The organism is Streptomyces sp. MST-110588, from assembly GCF_022695595.1.
GTDB lineage: Bacteria > Actinomycetota > Actinomycetes > Streptomycetales > Streptomycetaceae > Streptomyces.
This window is the reverse complement of the sequence record NZ_CP074380.1, coordinates 4,176,252-4,197,992: the sequence shown is the minus strand read 5'-3', so window position 1 is coordinate 4,197,992 and position 21,741 is coordinate 4,176,252. Positions and strand designations below refer to the sequence as shown.

General features: G+C 70.9%; 19 protein-coding genes, 4 tRNA genes and 1 pseudogene. 12 read left to right on the top strand and 12 right to left on the bottom strand.

Translation table 11 applies throughout. The annotated features are described in order from the left end of the window. Positions 1-94: 94 nt before the first annotated feature. Together KGS77_RS18475 and KGS77_RS18470 are read left to right on the top strand one after the other, a co-directional pair. Positions 95-169 (top strand) — tRNA-Asp (locus tag KGS77_RS18475). A 147-nt stretch (positions 170-316) separates the two neighbouring features. Next, the gene (locus KGS77_RS18470; protein WP_347404504.1) at positions 317-556 is read left to right on the top strand and encodes a DUF6274 family protein; all 240 of its coding nucleotides are present in this window, start codon (positions 317-319) and stop codon (positions 554-556) included. 560 nt (positions 557-1,116) lie between these two features. Here the strand turns inward: KGS77_RS18470 and bldC are convergent. Both bldC and KGS77_RS18460 read right to left on the bottom strand, forming a co-directional pair. After that, complete coding sequence (gene bldC / locus KGS77_RS18465) at positions 1,117-1,323, bottom strand: developmental transcriptional regulator BldC (RefSeq protein WP_003949541.1); 207 nt, start codon at positions 1,321-1,323, stop codon at positions 1,117-1,119. Between the two features lie 466 nt (positions 1,324-1,789). After that, on the bottom strand, positions 1,790-2,626 hold the full coding sequence (locus tag KGS77_RS18460) for a hypothetical protein (RefSeq protein ID WP_242583265.1): 837 nt from the start codon (positions 2,624-2,626) through the stop codon (positions 1,790-1,792). A 227-nt stretch (positions 2,627-2,853) separates the two neighbouring features. Here KGS77_RS18460 and KGS77_RS18455 point away from each other — a divergent pair, with 227 nt between their 5' ends. Beyond that, complete coding sequence (locus KGS77_RS18455; protein ID WP_242583263.1) at positions 2,854-3,984, top strand: Glu/Leu/Phe/Val dehydrogenase dimerization domain-containing protein; 1,131 nt, start codon at positions 2,854-2,856, stop codon at positions 3,982-3,984. A 379-nt stretch (positions 3,985-4,363) separates the two neighbouring features. Beyond that, positions 4,364-4,621 (top strand): DUF3073 domain-containing protein, encoded by a 258-nt coding sequence (locus KGS77_RS18450; RefSeq protein WP_242583260.1) that lies wholly within the window; start codon positions 4,364-4,366, stop codon positions 4,619-4,621. A gap of 180 nt (positions 4,622-4,801) precedes the next feature. Here the strand turns inward: KGS77_RS18450 and purM are convergent, their stop codons facing one another. From purM to purS, 8 genes and pseudogenes are all read right to left on the bottom strand, one after another. Then, on the bottom strand, positions 4,802-5,917 hold the full coding sequence (gene purM, locus KGS77_RS18445; RefSeq protein ID WP_242583257.1) for a phosphoribosylformylglycinamidine cyclo-ligase: 1,116 nt from the start codon (positions 5,915-5,917) through the stop codon (positions 4,802-4,804). A 34-nt stretch (positions 5,918-5,951) separates the two neighbouring features. After that, positions 5,952-7,511, bottom strand: coding sequence for an amidophosphoribosyltransferase (gene purF / locus KGS77_RS18440; protein WP_242583255.1), 1,560 nt, complete (start codon positions 7,509-7,511; stop codon positions 5,952-5,954). A gap of 614 nt (positions 7,512-8,125) precedes the next feature. Beyond that, the gene (locus tag KGS77_RS18435) at positions 8,126-8,923 is read right to left on the bottom strand and encodes a maleylpyruvate isomerase family mycothiol-dependent enzyme (protein ID WP_242587543.1); all 798 of its coding nucleotides are present in this window, start codon (positions 8,921-8,923) and stop codon (positions 8,126-8,128) included. Positions 8,924-9,049: 126 nt separating this feature from the next. Then, positions 9,050-9,988, bottom strand: a pseudogene (locus tag KGS77_RS18430) (M23 family metallopeptidase); the annotation flags it as partial. Positions 9,989-10,011: 23 nt separating this feature from the next. Next, the gene (locus KGS77_RS18425; RefSeq protein ID WP_242583253.1) at positions 10,012-10,533 is read right to left on the bottom strand and encodes a winged helix-turn-helix domain-containing protein; all 522 of its coding nucleotides are present in this window, start codon (positions 10,531-10,533) and stop codon (positions 10,012-10,014) included. Between the two features lie 142 nt (positions 10,534-10,675). Continuing rightward, positions 10,676-12,925, bottom strand: coding sequence for a phosphoribosylformylglycinamidine synthase subunit PurL (gene purL / locus KGS77_RS18420; protein WP_242583250.1), 2,250 nt, complete (start codon positions 12,923-12,925; stop codon positions 10,676-10,678). Next, a complete protein-coding gene (gene purQ / locus KGS77_RS18415) occupies positions 12,922-13,656 on the bottom strand; it encodes a phosphoribosylformylglycinamidine synthase subunit PurQ (RefSeq protein WP_242583247.1) in 735 nt (244 codons plus the stop codon). Before purQ ends, purL begins: the two co-directional genes overlap by 4 nt. Next, positions 13,653-13,898 carry a phosphoribosylformylglycinamidine synthase subunit PurS gene (gene purS / locus KGS77_RS18410; RefSeq protein ID WP_242583243.1) on the bottom strand — a complete coding sequence of 82 codons (246 nt, stop codon included), beginning with the start codon at positions 13,896-13,898 and terminating at the stop codon, positions 13,653-13,655. Before purS ends, purQ begins: the two co-directional genes overlap by 4 nt. Positions 13,899-14,199: 301 nt before the next feature. Here purS and KGS77_RS18405 point away from each other — a divergent pair, with 301 nt between their 5' ends. The 8 genes from KGS77_RS18405 to KGS77_RS18365 all read left to right on the top strand — a co-directional run bounded on the left by KGS77_RS18405 (position 14,200) and on the right by KGS77_RS18365 (position 19,300). After that, complete coding sequence (locus KGS77_RS18405; protein WP_242587542.1) at positions 14,200-14,520, top strand: Lsr2 family protein; 321 nt, start codon at positions 14,200-14,202, stop codon at positions 14,518-14,520. A gap of 194 nt (positions 14,521-14,714) precedes the next feature. Beyond that, positions 14,715-14,786: transfer RNA gene (locus tag KGS77_RS18400), tRNA-Gly, on the top strand. Positions 14,787-14,860: 74 nt separating this feature from the next. Continuing rightward, positions 14,861-14,933 (top strand) — tRNA-Gly (locus KGS77_RS18395). A gap of 204 nt (positions 14,934-15,137) precedes the next feature. Continuing rightward, positions 15,138-16,157: an ABC transporter ATP-binding protein gene (locus KGS77_RS18390; RefSeq protein ID WP_242583240.1), complete on the top strand. Its 1,020-nt coding sequence runs from the start codon at positions 15,138-15,140 to the stop codon at positions 16,155-16,157. Then, entirely contained in the window at positions 16,154-16,960 is an 807-nt protein-coding gene (locus tag KGS77_RS18385) for an ABC transporter permease (RefSeq protein ID WP_242583238.1), read from the top strand. The genes KGS77_RS18390 and KGS77_RS18385 overlap by 4 nt, the downstream gene beginning before the upstream one ends. A gap of 146 nt (positions 16,961-17,106) precedes the next feature. Next, positions 17,107-18,558, top strand: a complete 1,452-nt coding sequence (locus tag KGS77_RS34655) for a histidine kinase (RefSeq protein WP_277994238.1) — start codon at positions 17,107-17,109, stop codon at positions 18,556-18,558. Continuing rightward, positions 18,555-19,172: a response regulator transcription factor gene (locus tag KGS77_RS18370; RefSeq protein ID WP_242583235.1), complete on the top strand. Its 618-nt coding sequence runs from the start codon at positions 18,555-18,557 to the stop codon at positions 19,170-19,172. Before KGS77_RS34655 ends, KGS77_RS18370 begins: the two co-directional genes overlap by 4 nt. A gap of 55 nt (positions 19,173-19,227) precedes the next feature. Further along, positions 19,228-19,300, top strand: a tRNA-Gly gene (locus tag KGS77_RS18365). Between the two features lie 76 nt (positions 19,301-19,376). Here the strand turns inward: KGS77_RS18365 and KGS77_RS18360 are convergent. After that, positions 19,377-20,276, bottom strand: coding sequence for a phosphoribosylaminoimidazolesuccinocarboxamide synthase (locus KGS77_RS18360; protein ID WP_242583232.1), 900 nt, complete (start codon positions 20,274-20,276; stop codon positions 19,377-19,379). 102 nt (positions 20,277-20,378) lie between these two features. Next, the gene (locus KGS77_RS18355) at positions 20,379-21,725 is read right to left on the bottom strand and encodes an MFS transporter (RefSeq protein ID WP_242583229.1); all 1,347 of its coding nucleotides are present in this window, start codon (positions 21,723-21,725) and stop codon (positions 20,379-20,381) included. Positions 21,726-21,741 lie beyond the last annotated feature (16 nt).

The following is a 21,741-nucleotide window of genomic DNA, read 5'->3' as shown; positions in this document are numbered from 1 at the left end:
ATCGGCACCGGGATCGGTACCGGGTTCGACCGCACCCCCTGACCTGCTGTAGAGTCTTGCTTCGCAGCCCGCCGCAAGCGGGAGGCGACAGCAAGGTCCTGTGGAGCAGTTTGGAGTGCTCGCCACCCTGTCAAGGTGGAGGCCGCGGGTTCAAATCCCGTCAGGACCGCATCATGTACGGCCCGCATCGATCAGATGCGGGCCGTATTGCGTTGGTGCGCGTGCGGACGCGCATCGCTGGAAGGCCCGGATCCCCAGGTTCCGGGCCTTCCGGTGTCTTGACGGCGGCACGTACCACCGGTACTCACGAAAGAAGATGCGGGGCCGGGAGGAGCGTTCGATGACGACAGGCGCCAGGCATGAGACGAGAGCGCTTCTACGGGCCCACCTGTCGGCCGTCTCCGGCTACCGCCATCTCACCCGCCACTGCCCCGTCTGTCATCAGCTCCTGCGGCTCGCCATGGAGCCGCGGCGCGCGCCGGGCGTGCCGGCCGGTCCGGCGGGTACGACGCGTACAGCGAGCCCCACGGAGGACGAAAGTCCCCGCGGCCGGTGACCAACGGCGGCCCTGTCAGCGCCCGCGCGGTGGGAGGCTGTTGAGAGAGCGGCGGAAGACGCCCACTACCGCAGCAGTCGCGCGGGGGACAAGAACCACGGCCTGTGACGGGTGTCACCGAAAGTCTTCCGTACCGCGGGGAACTTACACCCGGCATACAACAAGCCAATTTAATATGTGCAATTGCACTGCCCGGCCCGACAGCCCCTGAAGCGTCCTGGAGGCCCCCCGGATGCCCCCGCGGCGCCCTCCCGGTCCCGTCGGCCGGCCGCCGGGACCGGCGCCGGACCGGACGGCGGAGGCCCGCACAAGGGCCGGAGCGGGGGCCGCGACCGGCTCCGTACGGGCGCCCGGGCAAAGAAAATCGCGCTGGACCCGGCGGAGTCCAGCGCGATCAATGACGTACCCATGTGCTGCGGGTGTGGGCCTGTTGGGGCAGGCGCCGCGTCGTATGGAGCTGTGTGCTGCTGCGTGGTGCTTGATGGAGCCAAGTGGTGCTGGGTGGTGCTACGGGCGGGGTTCGGGTTGGGGGGCCCGAAACAGCCCGGTCATGCGGTTATTCAGGCCTCGCTGCGCTGCTGCGGGATACCCGCGAGCAGTGCGCGGACCTCGGCCTCGCGGTAGCGCCGGTGTCCTCCGAGCGTGCGGATGGACGTGAGCTTGCCTGCTTTGGCCCAGCGGGTCACCGTCTTCGGGTCCACGCGGAACATCGTGGCAACCTCGGCGGGGGTAAGCAGCGGCTCGGCGTCAGGGGTGCGAGCGGTCATGAGCGGCCTCCTCGGGAGAACCGAACCATCACGGTTCTTTCCTCTAAATTCTGCACCTTGACCCACGTTGCCCGAAATGGCGGACGCGGGCCGAGTCGGTTATAGGACGAACGGCTTGTCCTCGGCACTACAACTACACCATCTGTCCAGCCACGTCGGCCAAACCGATGGAATTGCCCTCTCAGGTGTTCAACCTCGGCGGAAGCCGATGGACCATGCCATAACGGACAGTCACGCCACCGTGACGATCAGTCACAGGGTGATCAGGCGTCACCAGACCCACCAAGGAGTGCAATACCGAACTATCCGCCCCTAGTGGGACGGAAGGGGCCCTTGTCGGGCTCCTTGTCCTATTTTGGCACGAGGGTATAGCTTGGCCGCAAGGCCCGAAGTCAGTGCTTTAGGTCACGCTTGAGGCAATCGCCCGGATCAGGACCAACGTCCCGCGCGCCCCCGCACGCCGGGCTCAGCTCGCGAACTGGCGCTCGCGCACCTCCCGCCACCGCTCCGACAGCTTCTCGTACGCCTCGCCGGCCCGCTCACCGTCCCCCTCGCGCAGCGCCGCCAGCCCCCGCGCCACCTCCGCCGCCGAATGGTCGTCGGCGAGCTGCCCCTCCGGTACGGCGTGCACCAGCCCCCCGTAGTCCAGCTCCACCAGCGCGCGCGGGTGGAACTCCTCCAGCCAGCGCCCCACGTCCACCAGGCCGTCGATCAGCGGCCCCTCCTCCAGGGCGTCGCGCAGCGTCCGCAGCCCCCGCGCCACCCGGCGCCGCGCCTGCACCATGGGCGTCCGGTAACGCAGCACCCATCCGTGCTCACTCTTGGTGTACTCCCGCTCGGAGTCACCGAAGAGGACGAACCAGCGCACGGGTACGTGCCAGGTCGCGCTGCGGATCCAGGGCCGGGCGTCCGGGTTGCGCTCCAGCCAGTCCGCGTAGTCCGCGGCGGCCTGGCGGCGCACCACCGGCGGCAGCGCCGCGTCCAGGACGGGCGCGGGAAGCACCTCGGAGAGCTCCTCAAGGGCCTGCCAGCCGCGCAGCCGCGTCCGCCAGGGGCACACGCACGTGACGCCGTCCAGGACGGCCACGAAGGCGTCCCCGCTCTCGTGGACCGGCACCGGCACCGGCGGGGTGGGCAGCAAGTCGGCCAGCGACCGCCGCAGTTCGTCCTGTGCTGTCGGGATCTCCTTGCGTCTGGCGTAGCGCGCCCAGTAGGAGCGCTCCGGCTCGGGGAATGCTGCCAGCGGCTCGTAGACCCGTAGATACGCCGCATACGGGACCGTCACCGACGACGCCAAGGCCACACCCGCTCCTTCAGTGGGGAGTCCGCAAAGAGAAGAGCACCACCGGGAGTTGCCTGCGCCCGCCCGGCCCGGGGTACGGCAAATCGTCCCATGCCCGTCCCCCGGGAGAGGGTGATCCTCCGCACTGGACCGATCAGTGGCCGCCAGAGGTCATACTCTCTTCCCGACCGGCCCTCCGGCCCACTCCGCCACAAGCGGGGGACGTCGGGAGGGCGTCCTCCGCGACTATGGGAGTCACCACCGTGACCGACGTACGTCCTTCTGCCGTCAGCGCCGACGGCAGTGTTCTGCACACCCTGTTCCGGTCGGAGCAGGGGGGCCATGAGCAGGTCGTCCTGTGCCAGGACCGCGCCAGCGGCCTCAAGGCCGTGATCGCGATCCACAGCACCGCCCTGGGCCCCGCCCTGGGCGGTACCCGCTTCCACGCGTACGCCTCCGAGGAGGAGGCGGTGCTGGACGCCCTGAACCTCTCCCGCGGCATGTCGTACAAGAACGCCCTCGCCGGTCTCGACCACGGCGGCGGCAAGGCCGTGATCATCGGTGACCCCGAACTGATCAAGTCGGATGAACTCCTGCTCGCATATGGCCGGTTCGTGGCTTCCCTCGGGGGCCGCTACGTGACCGCGTGCGACGTCGGCACGTACGTCGCCGACATGGACGTCGTCGCCCGTACGAACCGGTGGACGACCGGCCGCTCCCCCGAGAACGGCGGCGCCGGCGACTCCTCCGTCCTGACCGCCTACGGCGTCTTCCAGGGCATGCGCGCCTCGGCCCAGCACCTGTGGGGCGACCCGACGCTCCGTGGCCGCAAGGTCGGTGTCGCGGGCGTGGGCAAGGTGGGTCACCACCTGGTCGAGCACCTCCTCCAGGACGGCGCCGAGGTCGTGATCACCGACGTACGGGCCGAGTCGGTGGACCGTGTCCTGGCCAAGCACTCCCAGGTCACCGCCGTCGCGGACACCGACGCGCTGATCCGTACGGAGGGCCTGGACGTGTACGCGCCGTGTGCGCTGGGCGGTGCCCTGAACGACGCCAGCGTGCCGGTGCTGACGGCGAAGGTGGTGTGCGGCGCGGCCAACAACCAGCTCGCGCACCCGGGTGTGGAGAAGGATCTCGCCGACCGCGGCATCCTCTACGCGCCGGACTACGTCGTGAACGCCGGCGGTGTCATCCAGGTCGCCGACGAGCTGCACGGCTTCGACTTCGACCGCTGCAAGACCAAGGCCGCCAAGATCTTCGACACCACGCTGGCGATATTCGCTCGTGCGAAGGAGGACGGCATTCCGCCGGCCGCGGCGGCGGACCGCCTGGCGGAGCAGCGCATGGCCGACGCCCGGAACAAGGGCGCCCGGGAATAGTTAAACAAGGGCGCCCTCAGCAAGTGAGCACAACCGGACACCTCTCGGTCATCGACCGAAGGACGTCCAATCACAAACTGATCGTTACCGCTCCAATCCGGACGGTGTCCGCCCGACGGGTGGCGAAGGACACATCCCTCGCCATCCGTCGGCGGGTCGCCGTGCGGGACAAGCTAAAATCGCAGTCTGACCAGCGGGGACGGGGCGTCCCGAGGGTCGCGCCGAGCGGTCGGTGATGCGGGCGACGTACCGTATGGCCGCAGAAGCAGGTACCGTTAAAGCCCTACGGGCCGGTCTCTCCATCGAGAGTCCGCTCTGAACCATGAACGCGTGTCAAGACTCTGGGGCCGTCGAGCCCCGTCGTTGAGGGGGTCGAGCCATGGGGCGCGGCCGGGCCAAGGCCAAGCAGACGAAGGTCGCCCGCCAGCTGAAGTACAACAGCGGTGGGACTGATCTCTCACGCCTGGCCGAAGAGCTGGGTGCAACGCCGCAACAGCCGGCACAGCAGCAGCCGCCGAACGGTGAGCCGTTCGAGGACGAGGACGACGACCCGTACGCGCGGTACGCCGACCTGTACAACAACGACGACGATGACGAGGACGAGGGCAACTCGTCCCAGCACCGTCGCCGCGCCTGACGCACCGCTTTCGCTTCCGCGGACTCCACCCGCGGCGCCCACGCGAACCGGAAAGTTCCAACGCGTTCACGGCGTGCACAGCACGACCACCGACCCGGTCCGGGGCCCTGACCTCGGACCGGGTTCTGTGCTGCCTTGACGGCTGCTGCCCTCACGGCTGCTGCCCTGGCGGCGGCCGGCTCAGACGCCGTAGTCACCGGTCAGCGTCACCGCTTCCCTGTGGTCGCCGCGCTCGACGATCCCGCCGGCGACCCAGGACTCCACGCCCCGGTCCGCGAGCGTGGTCAGCGCCACGTCCACCGACTCCTGCGGAACGACGGCGATCATGCCGACGCCCATGTTCAGCGTCTTCTCCAGCTCCGGCCGCTCCACCGCGCCGGTCTTGCCGACCAGCTCGAAGACCGGGTCCGGGGTCCAGGTCGAGCGGTCGACGGTGGCGTGCAGCCCGTCGGGGATGACCCGGGCCAGGTTGTTGGCCAGCCCACCGCCGGTGATGTGCGAGAAGGCGTGCACCTCGGTCGTCCGGGTCAGGGCCAGGCAGTCCAGCGAGTAGATCCTGGTCGGCTCCAGCAGTTCCTCGCCGAGGGTGCGGCCGAACTCCGCCACGTCCCGGTCCAGCGCCATCCCCGCCCGGTCGAACAGAACATGACGGACCAGCGAGTACCCGTTCGAGTGAAGTCCGGACGACGCCATGGCGATCACCACGTCACCCGTACGGATGCGATCGGCGCCCAGCACCCGGTCGGCCTCGACGACACCGGTGCCGGCGCCCGCCACGTCGAACTCGTCGGGCCCCAGCAGGCCGGGGTGCTCGGCGGTCTCCCCGCCGACCAGCGCACAGCCCGCCAGGACACAGCCCTCGGCGATGCCCTTGACGATCGCGGCGACCCGGTCCGGGACGACCTTGCCGACACAGATGTAGTCGGTCATGAACAGCGGCTCGGCGCCGCAGACGACCAGGTCGTCCACGACCATGCCGACGAGGTCGTGGCCGATGGTGTCGTACACACCCATACGGCGCGCGATGTCGACCTTCGTGCCGACGCCGTCGGTGGCCGAGGCCAGTAGCGGGCGCTCGTACCGCTTGAGGGCGGAGGCGTCGAAGAGACCGGCGAAGCCGCCGAGACCGCCGACGACCTCGGGGCGGGTGGCCTTCTTCACCCACTCCTTCATCAGTTCGACGGCGCGGTCTCCGGCCTCGATGTCGACGCCCGCAGCCGCGTAGCTGGCACCGGTGGTCACGTGGTCGGCGCCGGTGGCCGCGTGCGCGGCACGCGCGGAGGACTCAGCAGACATGCGTGGAGATCTTTCGTTCGGGTGAATACGGGATCTACGGGCGACGCAGCGCGTCGGCGCCGCCGACCCCGGCCGTCAGCGTCTGCACGCCGTCCAGGTCCGGCTTGGTCTCACCGGCGGCCTCCGCCTCCAGGAGGTGCTTGCCCAGCAGCTCCGGCTCGGGCAGCTCCATCGGGTACTCGCCGTCGAAACAGGCGCGGCACAGGTTCGGCTTGGCGATGGTGGTCGCCTCGATCATGCCGTCGATGGAGATGTACGCCAGCGAGTCCGCGCCCAGCGACTTGCCGATCTCCTCCACGCTCAGACCGTTGGCGATCAGCTCGGCGCGGGTGGCGAAGTCGATGCCGAAGAAGCACGGCCACTTGATCGGCGGCGAGGAGATCCGTACGTGCACCTCGGCGGCGCCGGCCTCGCGCAGCATCCGCACCAGGGCGCGCTGGGTGTTGCCGCGCACTATCGAGTCGTCCACGACGACCAGGCGCTTGCCGCGGATGACTTCCTTGAGCGGGTTGAGCTTGAGGCGGATGCCGAGCTGGCGGATGGTCTGCGAGGGCTGGATGAAGGTCCGGCCCACGTAGGAGTTCTTGACCAGGCCGGAGCCGTAGGGGATGCCGCTCGCCTCGGCGTAGCCGACCGCGGCCGGGGTGCCCGACTCGGGGGTCGGTATGACCAGGTCCGCGTCGGCGGGCGCCTCGGCGGCCAGCTTGCGGCCCATCTCCACGCGGGAGAGGTACACGTTGCGGCCGGCGATGTCGGTGTCGGGGCGGGCGAGGTAGACGTACTCGAAGACGCAGCCCTTGGGCCTGGACTCGGCGAAGCGCGAGCTGCGCAGCCCGTTCTCGTCTATGGCGACCAGCTCACCGGGCTCTATCTCCCGGATGAAGCTCGCACCGCAAATGTCCAGGGCGGCGGTCTCGGAGGCCACCACCCAGCCGCGCTCCAGGCGGCCCAGGACCAGCGGGCGGATGCCCTGGGGGTCACGGGCGGCATACAGGGTGTGCTCGTCCATGAAGACCAGGGAGAAGGCGCCCCGGACCTTCGGCAGGACGCGCGAGGCGGCCTCTTCGACGGTCAGCGGCTCGCCGTCCTCGTCGACCTGGCCGGCGAGCAGCGCCGTGACCAGGTCGGTGTCGTTGGTGGCCGCGACCTGGGTGGCCCGGCCGTTCTGGCGGGGCAGGGCCGCGACCAGCTCGGCCAGCTCGGCGGTGTTGACCAGGTTGCCGTTGTGGCCCAGCGCTATCGAGCCGCTCGCGGTGGCCCGGAAGGTCGGCTGGGCGTTCTCCCACACGGACGCGCCGGTGGTGGAGTAACGGGCATGGCCCACGGCGATGTGTCCCTGAAGGGAGCCGAGGGAGGTTTCGTCGAAGACCTGGGAGACCAGTCCCATGTCCTTGAACACGAGTATCTGGGAGCCGTTGCTCACCGCGATGCCCGCGGACTCCTGTCCACGGTGCTGCAGCGCATACAGCCCGAAATAGGTGAGTTTGGCGACCTCTTCGCCCGGAGCCCAGACACCGAAGACGCCGCACGCGTCCTGGGGGCCCTTCTCGCCGGGGAGCAGGTCGTGGTTGAGTCGTCCGTCACCACGAGGCACATCAGTGAGTCTAGGGCAGGTCGCGGATTCATCCGAACCGGGGATCGAACCCAGGGGGTGTCGCGACGGCCGGAAGCCCGGCCGGAGTTGATCCACTTGGCGTACGGGAACGGGTCCGGGGCGCGGACCGGGGTGGGGCCGGGGTGTCGGCGGGGTGTCGCCGGGGTGAAGTGGGGGCCGCGCGGCCCCGTGAGGGCGGGTGCGGCGCGGGTGTCCGGTGGTGCACCGTACGGGGCCGGGTCCGTGGTCCGACGGTGCCAAACCCCGTACTTCTCGCGGTTTTCGCAGGTCAGATGGCTTGCAGCGGGATGGCGCCAGGTCGGCCGGAGTGGGGGCGCCCATGCCGAACGCCGCTGGGCGGGGCACGTCCGGCGCGCGCTCCCCGCCGCGCTTTCCATGGCGCGAGCCGCCGCGCGTGTGCCGTCGCGGGCACCGTCAATCCGGCCGCGCACTCCCGTCAATTCCGTGCATACCGCGCGATCCGGCCCGGGGTGCCGGGCACCCTTCCGCGGCGGGTCGGCGAGCCGCTCGGCGTACGCCGGGTGAGATGCACCACCTTGCACGGTCGGTCGTTTGTTCCGGCGGTCGTGGTCGCGGGACGGGTCCGGGTGAGGTCAGCTCAGGACCGGCAGGTACGGGCCGAGGTCCGCGCGCTCGCCACTGGCGCCGACCGCCGCGGATTCCCGCGCCTCCGCCCAGGTCGTACGGCCCGTGGCCAGGCGGATCCAGGTCAGCGGGTCGGTCTCGACCACGTTGGGCGGGGTGCCACGGGTGTGCTTGGGTCCGGCGACGCACTGGACGACCGCGAAGGGCGGGATGCGGACCTCGACCGAGCCGCCGGGGGCCTTGACGGCGAGCGCGTCGGCCAGGAGCCGGACCGTGGCGGCCAGCGCCTGCCGGTCGTACGGGATCTCCTGGCCGGTGGCGGCGGCCAGATCGTCACTGTGGACCACCAGTTCCAGGCAGCGGGTGACCAGAAGGTCATCCAGCCGCATCGCGCCGACACGGGTCGCCACGATCCGGTCGTCGGGGGCCGCGGGGACGACTTCGGCGTACTGAGCGGCGGCACGGTCCAGGAGGTCGACGGGGTCGGCGGCGGCAGCCATGCTCCGTACGGTCTGGTCGACCTGCTCGGCCAGCGGCGCAGCGGCGAACGGCCACTGAACGAGCGTCAGGTCCTGGGCGGGCGCCGCGGGCTGCTCAAGGGTGCGGCTCACATGCGCGACGGCCATCGAGAAGTGCGCGACGAGGTCGCCGACCGTCCAGTCCCCCAGCCTGGTGGGCAGCTTCAACTGGCCGGGGTCCAGGGCGTGTACGGCGTCCAGTACGTGCGCGAGCTGCGCCGTGACGGCGGCGCGGGTCCTGGCGGGGTCGTAGCTGCGGGCCCGCGGCTTCCGGCTGGCAGGAGGCATGGAAAGAAGGTTACTGCGCGGGCCGGGCCGCATGGCCGCCCGGACCGCGGGGGGGGCCACGACGGCGGGCTCGGCGGCGGGCTCGGCGGAGTCAATCGGGTCGATGGGGTCTATGGGGTCGGCGGTGAAGGTCTCGCCGGTGCGCGGGACGCCGATGCCACGCCAGAGGAAGGGGAGGCCGCGGGCGGTGTTCAGGTCCGGGGAGTCCATCAGTTGGAAGTGGACGTGGGGCTCGGTGGAGTTGCCGGAGTTCCCGCAGCGGGCCAGCGGTTGGCCCGCCCGTACCCGGTCGCCCTCACGGACGAGCAGGGAGCCGCGGCGGAGATGGGCGTACAGGGCGTAGGTGCCGCCGCCGAGGTCGAGGACGAGGTGGTTGCCGACGATCCGGCCCGGTCCGCCGATCTCCCGGAGCATCGACTCGAAGAGGATGTACAGGAGCGCTGGGTAGGAGTTGCGGCTGAGGTGGTCGCGCTGACGGTCCCGGGCGCGTACGACCGTGGCGTCGGCGACCGCCAGGACCGGCGCGCCGAAGGCGGGGAAGTCCTCGTTGCGGCGCATCACCGGCCACCACCCGAAGCCGGGCCGGGTGGCGGGGCCCGCACCGTCCTCGGACTGCTGACGGGCACGGTCGTCGGCGCCCGGACGGTCCGGGGACGGGTGGTCGGGTTCGGCCACGATGTCGATGGCGAAGGTCTGGCCGTAGGCGCGGGTGCCGTGGCTGGGGACCTTGTCGGCAGGGCTGTTGGCGGCGGACCACCGTCCGGTGACGGGCGGGCCGACCTCGATGGCGCCCGGGAAGTACGGGCGTGGGGCGGCGGACGCGGGAGCGGCCGGCGGTTCACCGCCTGCGGACGGGCCGGCGCCGGTAGCGGCTGTGGGCGCGGCTGCGGCGGGCGGGGCGGTGTCGCGGGAGGCGCCTGGCATGTACATCAGGAGGAGGGCGAGCGCGAGGGGGATCCATGACCACGACAAGGGGAAGTCGAGGAAGTGCCATGAGACGACCATGGCCAGGTAGACGGCCAGGAGTAACCGGCCGGAGAGCCTGCAGACGGCGCGCAAGGACATCGTTCCCCCAGGTATCGGCGTGGTCAGTGCCGGGTGGCGGTCAGCATCACCAGCAGTGGGACCACGCGGCTCGCCGGGACCTCGTAGTGGCCCCTCGAAACGGTGTGCAGCCAGCCGGCGGCGGTCAGTTGCCGCAGGTGGTGGTAGATCTGGCCGGTGGTGCCGACCTCTTCCAGCGTGGACAGTTCGGCGGCCGTGGCACGTCCGCCGAGGATCTCGTGCAGCAGACGGAGCCGTACGGGCTGGCCGAGGGCGGCGAACGCGTCGGCGGCCGGGGTCCAGTCCTGCCCGAGCAGCGTCTGCGTGGTCAGGCCGTACTGCCATTCGTAGTGCTGCCCCTGCGGGAGGCGGACGGAGCCGGTGAACAGAACGCCGCCGTCCGCGGTGCCGGCCTGGGCGAACTGGGCCTTCAGGCCGGTAAGCGCCCATAGCTCGTCGCCCTCCTGGCCCGGGGCGGGGCTCTTGTCCCCCGCTCCGTCCGCGCGCCGTTCCTCCAGGGCCGCGAGTCGTCGTTCCAGCTCGGCCACCCGCTCTTCGAGATCCACGATATGAAGTTACGTAATTACGTAATTCCTGGCAAGAGCGGAGCGGGAATCGAGCGGCGGCGCAAAAGACGGCGGCCCGCTCCCCGGGAGGGAACGGGCCGCCGTGTGGTGGCGCGCAGGCCGGGCCGGGCGGCGTCCGGCGTCAGGCGAACAGGTCCGGCAGCGTGGCCTCGTGCGCCGTACGCAGTTCGTCCAGCGGGATGGCGAACTGGCCCTGGACCTCCAGGGAATCGCCGTCGATGACGCCGATGCGGGTGGCCGGGAGACCACGGGCGCCGCACATGTCGGTGAAGCGCAGTTCCTCGCTGCGGGGGACGGCGACGACCGCGCGGCCGGCCGACTCCGAGAAGAGGAACACGAACGGGTCCGCGCCGTCGGGCAGCACGATGCGGGCACCCTTGCCACCGCGCAGGCAGGACTCGGTCAGCGCCTGGATCAGACCGCCGTCGGACAGGTCGTGCGCCGCGTCGGCCATGCCGTCGCGGGAGGCCGAGATCAGGATCTCGGCCAGCAGCCTCTCGCGGGCCAGGTCCACCTTCGGCGGCAGGCCGCCCAGGTGGTCGTGGATCACCTGGGACCAGGCGGAGCCGCCCAGCTCCTCCTTGGTCTCGCCCAGGAGGTAGAGGAGCTGGCCTTCCTGCGTGAAGGCCAGGGGCGTACGGCGGCTGACGTCGTCGATGACACCGAGGACCGCGACCACCGGAGTGGGGTGGATGGCGGCCTCGCCGGTCTGGTTGTAGAGCGAGACGTTGCCGCCGGTGACCGGGGTGCCCAGCTCCTGGCAGGCGTCGGCCAGGCCACGGGTGGCCTCGGCGAACTGCCACATGACCGCCGGGTCCTCGGGGGAGCCGAAGTTGAGGCAGTTGGAGATGGCCAGCGGCGTGGCGCCGGTCGCGGCGACGTTGCGGTAGGACTCGGCGAGCGCGAGCTGCGCGCCGGCGTACGGGTCCAGCTTGGCGTAGCGGCCGTTGCCGTCCGTGGCGAGCGCGACCCCCAGGCCGGTCTCCTCGTCGATACGGACCATGCCGGAGTCCTCCGGCTGCGCCAGGACGGTGTTGCCCTGGACGAACCGGTCGTACTGGTCGGTGATCCAGGACTTGGACGCCTGGTTGGGCGAGGCGACCAGCTTCAGGACCTGCGCGCGCAGCTCGTCGGCCGAGGCGGGCCGGGGCAGCGCGTTCGCGTCGTCGGCCTGGAGTGCGTCCTGCCACTCGGGGCGGGCGTAAGGGCGCTCGTAGACCGGGCCTTCGTGGGCGACGGTGCGCGGCGGTACGTCCACGATCTGCTCGCCGTGCCAGAAGATCTCCAGCCGCTCGCCGTCGGTGACCTCACCGATGACGGTGGCGATCACGTCCCACTTCTCGCAGATCTCCAGGAACCGGTCGACCTTGCCCGGCTCGACGATCGCGCACATCCGCTCCTGCGACTCGCTCATGAGGATCTCCTCCGGCGAGAGCGAGGAGTCGCGCAGCGGCACGGTGTCCAGCTCCACCCGCATGCCGCCGGAGCCGGCCGAGGCCAGTTCGCTGGTGGCGCAGGACAGTCCGGCACCGCCCAGGTCCTGGATGCCCGTGACCAGGTCCTCGCGGAAGATCTCCAGGGTGCACTCGATGAGCAGCTTCTCCTGGAAGGGGTCGCCGACCTGGACGGCGGGGCGCTTGGTGGGGCCGGTGGCGTCGAAGGTCTCCGAGGCCAGCACCGACACGCCGCCGATGCCGTCGCCGCCGGTGCGGGCGCCGTAGAGGATGACCTTGTTGCCGGCGCCGGACGCCTTGGCCAGGTGGATGTCCTGGTGCTTCATCACCCCCACGCACAGCGCGTTGACCAGCGGGTTGCCCTGGTAGCAGGGGTCGAAGACGACCTCGCCGCCGATGTTGGCCAGGCCCAGGCAGTTGCCGTAGCCGCCGATGCCCGCGACGACACCGGGCAGCACCCGCTTGGTGTCGGGGTGATCGGCGGCGCCGAAGCGCAGCGGGTCCATGACGGCGACGGGGCGGGCGCCCATGGCGAGGATGTCGCGGACGATGCCGCCCACGCCGGTGGCCGCGCCCTGATAGGGCTCGATGTAGGACGGGTGGTTGTGCGACTCGACCTTGAAGGTGACCGCGTAGCCCTGGCCGACGTCGACCACACCGGCGTTCTCGCCGATGCCCACCAGCAGCGCGTCGCTCGCCGGGGCCTTCTCGCCGAACTGCCGCAGGTGGACCTTGCTGCTCTTGTACGAGCAGTGCTCGGACCACATGACCGAATACATGGCCAGCTCGGCGCCGGTGGGACGGCGGCCCAGGATCTCCCGGATGCGGGCGTACTCGTCCGCCTTGAGGCCCAGTTCGGCCCACGGCTGATCGGTGTCCGGGGTCCCGGCGGCGTGCTTGACGGTGTCCAGCGTCATGCGTTGACCAACTTCTTCAGGATCGAGGTGAAGAATCCCAGGCCGTCGGTGCGGCCCGTGCCGACCAGCGGCTCGACGGCGTGCTCGGGGTGCGGCATCAGGCCGACGACGTTGCCGGCCGCGTTGGTGATGCCGGCGATGTCGCGCAGCGACCCGTTGGGGTTGACGTCCAGGTAGCGGAAGGCGACGCGGCCCTCGGCCTCCAGTTCGTCCAGGGTGCGCTCGTCGGCGACGTACCGGCCGTCGATGTTCTTCAGCGGGACGCTGATCTCCTGGCCGGCCGTGTAGTCGCTGGTCCAGGCGGTGTCCGCGTTCTCCACCCGCAGCTTCTGGTCGCGGCAGACGAAGTGGAGGTGGTTGTTGCGCAGCATGGCGCCGGGCAGCAGGTGGGTCTCGGTGAGCACCTGGAAGCCGTTGCAGATGCCCAGGACCGGCATTCCGGCCCTGGCCTGCTCGATAACGGTCTCCATCACCGGCGAGAAGCGGGAGATGGCACCGGCCCGCAGGTAGTCGCCGTAGGAGAAGCCGCCGGGCAGGACCACGGCGTCGACCTGCTTGAGGTCCTTGTCGCGGTGCCACAGCGGCACCGCCTCGGCCCCGGCCAGCCGGACGGCCCGCAGGCTGTCACGGTCGTCCAAGGTGCCGGGGAAGGTGATGACCCCGATCCGGATATTGCTGCGGCCCAAAGGGCCTCCGTGACGGGTGGTGGTGGGTGACGGGTGGGCAGTCATGAGTCGACCCGCACGGTGAAGTCTTCGATGACGGTGTTGGCGAGGAACGTCTGGGCCATCTCACGGATGCGGGCGAGGGCGGCGTCGTCGACCGGCCCCTCCACTTCCAGTTCGAAGCGCTTGCCCTGACGGACGTCGGCGATCCCCTCGAATCCCAGGCGTGGCAGTGCGCGCTGCACCGCCTGCCCCTGCGGGTCGAGGATCTCCGGCTTGAGCATGACGTCGACTACGACGCGTGCCACTGGCACTCCCGGTGGTGTGGTGCGTAAGGCGGTGACCTCACAGTACCGTGTTCGAAAATCTACGCGAGTAGATATACCGGGGGCCCGGTCACGTTCCGGTACCGGCCACCGCTAAGCGCTGTGGAAAATCCTCGAAAAGATCTAGGGTCCCGATTGCGGCAGGACACGCTGAAGAAATTAACTGGGCTTCACAATGCAATGCCCGTCGCTGTACAAATGAAAAAGCATTGATTCCAATCAGCCGGATCTGCGGCATCTCCCCACGTCAACACGGGGTTGCTGCATGAAAGGACCGATATCCGTGGCGCAGCGCGTAGTAGTCACGATCTCCGACGACATCGACGGCGGAGAAGCCGCAGAGACGGTCACCTTCGGATTGGACGGGAACTCGTACGAGATCGACCTCAATCCCGCCAATGCGAAGAAACTGCGCGGCGTCCTCGCCCCCTTCGTGGAGGCGGGCCGCAAGCGGTCGAAGTCCGGCAAGGCGTACCACCACACCTCCGTGAACCCCGACCCCGCCGCCGTACGGGCCTGGGCCCGTTCCCACCAGATGGACGTGCCGCCGCGCGGCCGGATCCCGAAGAAGGTCTACGAGGCGTTCAACGCCGCCAACCACTAGCGGACGACGGCGGACCGCCGGAGTGAATCGCCGGAGGGAACCACCGGAGCGGACCCCGGCGGCGGGCCCTCGCGCCCCCGCCGGCCTCCGTCGGGCCGCCGCCCACCGGCGACTTGCGCTGCACCCCCACTGATCAGCTAGAGTCTGGAACACGCCGAGGGGCGAGGCCGAAAGGCCGGACCTCACGGAGTCACGCGGGTGTAGCTCAGTAGTAGAGCGCCCTCTTTCCAAGAGGGAGGCGCAGTGTGCGATCCCTGTCACCCGCTCTGACTGCTCACCGAACCGAATGGATCAGGTAGAGTAGCTGTCGCGCCGCTCGGTGAAAGCCGGGTGGATGCATGCGGACGTAGCTCAGTTGGTAGAGCGCAACCTTGCCAAGGTTGAGGTCGCGAGTTCGAGCCTCGTCGTCCGCTCAGGGATGGAGAACCCCGGTCGTTTCGGCCGGGGTTCTCCGCGTTTTCGGCCACAACAGCCAGAACCCGTCGCCGCGACGCAATGGGGCGGGCGGCGGACGGCCCCGGTCCATGTCTTCGCCTTCCGGGTCTTCTGACATTTGTCATTCGGGGTCATGACAGGGCGCACTGCCCGCACGCCCGGACCGGCGGAAGTCTTGAGACATGAACTTCGGGGACTCCAGCGACAGTGTGATTCAGGTCACCGGGCTGCGCAGGCGCTACGGGCCGGCCGCCGGCAGGACCAGCAAACCAGGCATTCCGGCCGGCGAACGGAGCGGCAGGGCGGGTAAGCAGGCCAAGCAGGGTTTTGAAGCCGTACGCGGCATCGACTTCTCCGTGGTCCGCGGCGAGTTGTTCGCCCTGCTGGGCACCAACGGTGCGGGCAAGACCTCCACCGTGGAACTCCTGGAGGGCCTGGCGGCGCCGACCGGCGGTCAGGTCCGTGTGCTGGGCCACGACCCGTACGCCGAGCGCTCCAAGGTCCGCTCCCGCATCGGCGTGATGCTCCAGGAGGGCGGCTTCCCCTCGGAGCTGACGGTCGCGGAGACCGTACAGATGTGGGCCGGCTGTACGAGCGGAGCGCGCCCCGTGGACGAGGCGCTGGGCCTGGTCAAACTGGCCGGGCGCCGGGACGTACGGGTCAAGCAGCTCTCCGGCGGCGAACGGCGGCGGCTGGACCTGGCGCTGGCGCTGCTGGGCCGGCCCGAGGTGCTCTTCCTCGACGAGCCGACGACCGGCCTGGACACCGAAGCGCGCCGCGACACCTGGGAGTTGGTGCGCGAGCTGCGTGACGGCGGCACGACGGTGGTGCTGACCACCCACTACCTCGAAGAGGCCGAGGAGCTGGCGGACCGGCTGGCGATCATGCACCGGGGACGGATCGCGACGTCGGGGCGGGTCGCGGACGTCGTGGCCGCCCACCCCTCCCAGATCTCCTTCGAGCTGCCGCCGGGCTTCATGGTGGGCGACCTGCCGCCGCTGGCGGAGCTGGGCGTCACCGGCCACGAGAGCGGCCCCGGGGGGACCGTACGGCTGCGTACGCAGGAGCTCCAGCGGGCCGCGACCGGGCTGCTGGTGTGGGCACGGGACAAGGGGATCGAGCTGCGCGGGCTGGACGTGCGCTCGGCGTCACTGGAAGAAGCGTTCTTGCAGATCGCGAAGGGACTGGAGGACGGCGAATGAGCGCCGAGGTGATGGACGCCAAAGCCGGCACCCGTACCCGTACCGGAGCGGTGGCGCGGCTGGCCGCGCTGGGGCGCGCGGAGTTGACCCTGCTGGCCCGGAACAAGACCGTGATGTTCATGGCGCTGGCGATGCCCATCGGCATGGCCTTCGCGATGCGGCAGGCCGTCCGCCAGATGCCCCTGACGGACACCGGGCTGACGGTCGGCACCGTACTGCTGCCCGCAACCATCGGCTTCGTGCTGATCTTCGGCGTCTACTCGGGCCTGACCGGCACGTTCGTGGCGCGGCGCGAGGAACTCGTACTGAAGCGGCTGCGCTGCGGCGAACTGACCGACCCGGAGATCCTGGCCGGAACCGCGCTGCCCACGGTGGCCATCGGGCTGGCGCAGTGCGTACTGCTGGCGGCCTGCGGCGGACTGCTGCTGGACGCGGACCCGCCGCACGCCCCGCACCTGCTCCTGGCGGGCGTGGTCATCGGCATGGTGCTGGCGGTCGGGCTGGCCGCCGCGTCCGCCTCCTTCGCCAAGACCACCGACTCGGCACAGCTCACGGTCATGCCGCTGATGATGCTCTCCTGCGGCGGTTCCGGCATGATCGTGCCGCTGGACATCATGCCGGACCAAGTGGCGCGCGTCCTGGAGCTGCTGCCGATGTCGCCGGTGATCGCCCTGGTACGGGAGGGCTGGACCGGCGGCGCGGGCGCCGGCGACGTCCTGAAGCAACTGGCCATCGGGTTGGTGTGGACCGGTCTGACGGTGTTGGCTGTCAGGCGGCGGTTCCGCTGGGAGCCGCGGCGCTAAGTACGCGGGGCCAGGCACGCGGGGCGTACGGCGGAGGTGTCGCGTCGGTAGGCCGGGAACGGCAGTCGACGTACGAGATCCCGCGTACGAGGTTCCGTTTACGTGGACGCGGATGAGAACGACGAAGGAAGACGGCGGGCAAGCGCGTGATCAAGCGGCGGGTACGCAGGTGGCGGGGCCGGAGCAGGATCGCGCAGGTCGATCTGTACTCGCGCGGCATGCTCTACGTGCTGCCCTGGTTCCTCATGCTGGGCTGGGTCGCGATGCCGATGGCGGGCGTCGTCCACAAGCCGGTGCCGCTGACCCTGGCCGCGGTGGTCATCGCGCTGTCCGTGGCGCAGTGCGCGCTGTCCATGCGGACGATCCAGCAGTCGATCAGCCACTACCTGGGCAAGGAGCGGATGCGGCGGCGGCAGCTCGTGCCGTCCGCCGTACTGATGGCCGCCTCGTTCATCGCCCTCGCGGCCCTGGCGGCAACGCACGGCCTGGAGATCTCGCTGGTGGCGCTGACGCTGGTGTTCATCAGCATGCCGTTCGGCGCACCGTACTGCCTGCTGGTGCCCCTGCGGTCCTTCGCCGCCTTCTCCGCCGGGCTCACGGTGACGGTGACCGCGGCGTTCGCGGTGGCCGGATTCACCGACGGCACGCTGATCGGGGTGCTGGTGGCGATGGTGGCCGCGGGCTGCTTCAACCTGATCGTGATGCGGCCCTCCGCCTGGAGCCTGTCCGTGATGTGGGAGCTGGACGGCGCCCGCGAGGTGCAGGCCCGGCTGGCGGTCGCCGAGGAGCGGCTGCGTTTTGGGCGGGACCTGCACGACGTACTGGGCCGCAACCTCGCGGTGATCGCTCTCAAGAGCGAGCTGGCGGTGCAGTTGGCCCGGCGCGGACGGCCGGAGGCGGTCGAGCAGGTGGTGGAGGTCCAGCGGATCGCGCAGGAGTCCCAGCGGGAGATGCGGGACGTGGTGCGCGGGTACCGGGAGGCCGACCTGACGGTGGAGCTGGCGGGCGCGCGGTCCGTACTGCGGGCCGCGGGCATCGACTGCCGGATCACCGGTGACGACGGTACGGAGCTGCCGGCGGCGGTACGGTCGGCACTGGGCTGGGCCGTACGGGAAGGCACCACGAACGTGCTGCGGCACGCCACGGACGCCCGGCACTGCGCGATACGGACCCGGATCGGGGCGGACCGGGTGGTGCTGGTCATGGACAACGACGGCGTACGGGAGCGTACGGACGCAGGCGGCGCGGGCGGAGCGAGCGGCGGCCCGGGGAACCGGTCCGGAAACGGTGGGGTGCGGACGGCCGGTGCGGGCAGCGGCCTGAAGGGGCTGCGGGAGCGGCTGCTGCCCCTGGGCGGGACCGTGGAGCCGTCGTCGCGGCCCGGCGGGTCCTACCGCCTGACCGTCGAGCTTCCGGTCCACGGTGACGGGAACGGCACCACGTACGACAGCGAGAACAGCAGCACGCACGACAGCAAGAGCAGCAGCAACAAGAACAGCATCAGTGGCGCGAGCACCGACGGAAACAGGAACGGTGGCGGAAGAAGTGGCCTCGGCAGCAGTGATGACAGCGGCGGCACGGAAGCGGGCGCGGCGTGACTGACGGACCGATCCGCGTACTGCTCGCCGACGACGAGCACCTGATCCGGGGCGCCCTGGCCGCGCTGCTGTCCCTGGAGGACGACCTGCTGGTCGTCGCCGAGGCCGCGTCCGGGCCCGAGGCGCTGGCGATGGCGCGGGCGCACGAGCCGGACGTGGCGGTGCTGGACTTCCAGATGCCGGGAGCGGACGGTGTGGCGGTGGCCACATCGCTGCGCCACGAACTGCCGGGGTGCCGGACGATGATCGTCACCAGTCACGCCCGCCCCGGACACCTCAAGCGGGCCCTGGAGGCCGGGGTGCGCGGCTTCCTGCCCAAGACGGTCTCGGCACGGCAGCTCGCCGAGATCATCCGTACGGTACGGGCCGGAAACCGCTATGTGGACCCGGAGTTGGCCGCCGACGCGATCAGCTCCGGCGACTCCCCGCTGACCGCCCGGGAGGCGGAGGTACTGGAACTCGCGGAGGAAGGGGCCCCGATAGCGGAGATCGCGGAGCGGGCCTCGCTGTCGCCGGGGACGGTGCGCAACTACCTCTCGTCGGCCGCCGCGAAGGTCGGCGCGGAGAACCGTCACGCGGCGGCCCGCATCGCACGCGCTCGCGGTTGGCTATAGTGGACTGCGCACCGCGCCTCCGCAGCCCGAGCGGCGGGGGTGACATGCGGCGCATGCGGACGTAGCTCAGTTGGTAGAGCGCAACCTTGCCAAGGTTGAGGTCGCGAGTTCGAGCCTCGTCGTCCGCTCCGTGAAAGAAGGCCCCGGTCCTGGCGACCGGGGCCTTCTTCATGTTCCTTCGCTGTCGCGTACAGGCGCCCGGCCCTAGGACCAGGCCAGCCCCGTCAGCCGCTCGTACGCCTCGATGTACTTGGCGCGCGTCCGGTCCACGACCTCCTGCGGCAGGGCGGGCGGCGGCTGCTCGCCGTGGCGGTCCCAGTTGGCTTCCGCGGAGGTCAGCCAGTCGCGGACGTACTGCTTGTCGTACGACGGCTGGGCCCGGCCCGGCTGCCAGGTGTCGGCCGGCCAGAAGCGCGAGGAGTCCGGGGTCAGCACCTCGTCGGCCAGCACCAGTGCCTCGTCCGCCAGCCCGAACTCGAACTTGGTGTCCGCCAGGATGATGCCGCGCTCGCGGGCGATGTCGCGGGCCCGGCTGTAGACCGCGAGGGTGGTCTGCCGGAGCTGGGCGGCGACATCGGCGCCGACCTTCCGGGCGACCTCCTCGTAGGGGACGTTCTCGTCGTGCTCGCCGACCGCTGCCTTGGTGGCCGGGGTGAAGATCGGCGCGGGCAGTTCGGAACCGTCCTCCAAGCCCTCGGGGAGCGCCAGCCCGCAGACCGTACGGGACTGCCGGTACTCCGCCAGGCCGGAGCCCGTCAGGTACCCGCGGGCCACACACTCCACCGGGACCATGGCCAGCGACCGGCAGACCGTGGTCCGCCCCGACCAGTCCGCCGGGGCACCGGGCGGCACCTCGGTGGACAGCACGTGGTGGGACACCAGGTCCGCGAGCTGCTCGAACCACCACAGCGAGAGCTGGGTCAGCACCCGGCCCTTGTCGGGGATCTCGGTGGGCAGCACCCAGTCATAGGCGGACATGCGGTCGCTGGCGACCATGACCAGGTCGCCGTCGGCGTTCTGGTAGAGATCACGCACCTTGCCCGTGTGAAGGTGAGTGAGACCCGGCACCTCCACAGGTTCGGGTTTTTCTACGAAACCGGACACGCTGCCTCCGCGTAGGTTGATCCAGGGCTCCGCCCCGATTCTCCCGCACCTGCCCCGGGAACGGCGCCGCAGGGTCGCGGCGGCGCACCTCACCGGGTGCCCTCATCGGTCGGCGCGGGACCTGTGGACCACCAGGGCGAGGGTCAGGACGGCCAGGCCCGCGACGCCGAGGAGGACGGTGACCGGCGGGAGGGACAGGGTGGTGGTGAGCACGTTGACGACGTACGGGGTGAAGAAGCCGAGGTAGCACAGGCTCCAGAAGCGGGCGGTGAGTCCGGCCAGGCGGTGCGGCGCGGCCAGGGCGGCGACCTCCGTCAGGCCGTAGGCGACGCACAGGCCGTATCCGGCGCCGAGCACGGCGCCCGCGGCCAGGCCGACGGCGGGCTGGGCACGGGCGACGGCGAGGGCGGCCAGGAGCAGTCCGAGGACGACGGCGGCCAGGCCGGTGGCGGCGCCCGCCGTACGGTGCCGGGCGGCGAGCCGGCGGGCGAGCGGTGCCACGAGGATGCCGGCGCCGGGGGTGACGGCGGTGGCGACGCCCGCGTACACGGTCTGCCCGCCGGGGAATCCGGCGCCGACGAGTCCGGGGAGGGTGGCGAAGGCGATGGTGGGGGCGGCGAACACCCAGGGAGCCACGGGGACGACGAGACGGCGGAAGGGGGCCGGGGTGGCCGGGGAGCCGGAAGCCCGGGGTCGGGCGCGGACCCGGACCCGGTCCCGGACCCGGACCCGGTCCCGGTCCCGGTTCGGGGAGGTGTCCGGGGCGCCGGCGGCGCCGAGGGCGGCCGTCACGGTCAGGACCAGGTGCGGGAGGTACGCGGTGATCATCGGGTACGGCGCCCACCGGGCGATCAGCGCGGCGGCCAGGCCGCCGGTGGCGAAGCCCGCGGAGAGGAAGAGGCCGGAGCGGCGGGCCGCGGCGCCGGGGGTGCGCGCCGAACCGTACGGCTCGCAGGACAGCTCCTTGATCCAGGCGCTGCCCGCGGTCAGCAGGGCGCCCGCGCCCAGGCCGGTGAGGAAGCGGCCGGGCCACAGCAGCCAGGCCGCGGCGGCTCCCGCCATCAGGAGGCAGGTGGCCAGGACGGAGAGGGCCAGGGCGGCGAAGACGACCGGTCGGCGGCCCCGGCGGTCGGCGAGCGGGCCGCCCATGAGGATGCCCGGGATCAGGCCGAGCACGTAGACCGCGAACAGGGCGGTGGTGGTGGCGGTGGTCAGGCCCAGTTCGGTGCGGTAGGCGCCCAGGAGGGCCGAGAACTGGTTGGCGCCCCAGCCGGAGGCCGTCATCAGCCAGCCCGCGCGCAGCCAGTGACGACGCGGCGCCGGGGACGGGGCCTGGGACGGCGGCGCTACGGGACGGGGCCGGGCTCCGGACGGGGACGAGGACGGCGGCGGGGCGGCCGGTGCGGGGTTCGGTGTCCTGGAGGGGCAGGGCGCGGGCGTCGTACTCATGACGGCTGTTGTACGA

Coding starts and splice junctions, on each gene's coding strand:
- KGS77_RS18470 (WP_347404504.1), top strand. CDS start 317: ATGCGGGGCCGGGAGGAGCGTTCGATGACGACAGGCGCCAGGCATGAG.
- bldC (WP_003949541.1), bottom strand. CDS start 1,323: ATGACCGCTCGCACCCCTGACGCCGAGCCGCTGCTTACCCCCGCCGAG.
- KGS77_RS18455 (WP_242583263.1), top strand. CDS start 2,854: ATGGGAGTCACCACCGTGACCGACGTACGTCCTTCTGCCGTCAGCGCC.
- KGS77_RS18450 (WP_242583260.1), top strand. CDS start 4,364: ATGGGGCGCGGCCGGGCCAAGGCCAAGCAGACGAAGGTCGCCCGCCAG.
- purM (WP_242583257.1), bottom strand. CDS start 5,917: ATGTCTGCTGAGTCCTCCGCGCGTGCCGCGCACGCGGCCACCGGCGCC.
- KGS77_RS18435 (WP_242587543.1), bottom strand. CDS start 8,923: ATGCCTCCTGCCAGCCGGAAGCCGCGGGCCCGCAGCTACGACCCCGCC.
- purL (WP_242583250.1), bottom strand. CDS start 12,925: ATGACGCTGGACACCGTCAAGCACGCCGCCGGGACCCCGGACACCGAT.
- purQ (WP_242583247.1), bottom strand. CDS start 13,656: ATGACTGCCCACCCGTCACCCACCACCACCCGTCACGGAGGCCCTTTG.
- KGS77_RS18390 (WP_242583240.1), top strand. CDS start 15,138: ATGAACTTCGGGGACTCCAGCGACAGTGTGATTCAGGTCACCGGGCTG.
- KGS77_RS18385 (WP_242583238.1), top strand. CDS start 16,154: ATGAGCGCCGAGGTGATGGACGCCAAAGCCGGCACCCGTACCCGTACC.
- KGS77_RS18355 (WP_242583229.1), bottom strand. CDS start 21,725: ATGAGTACGACGCCCGCGCCCTGCCCCTCCAGGACACCGAACCCCGCA.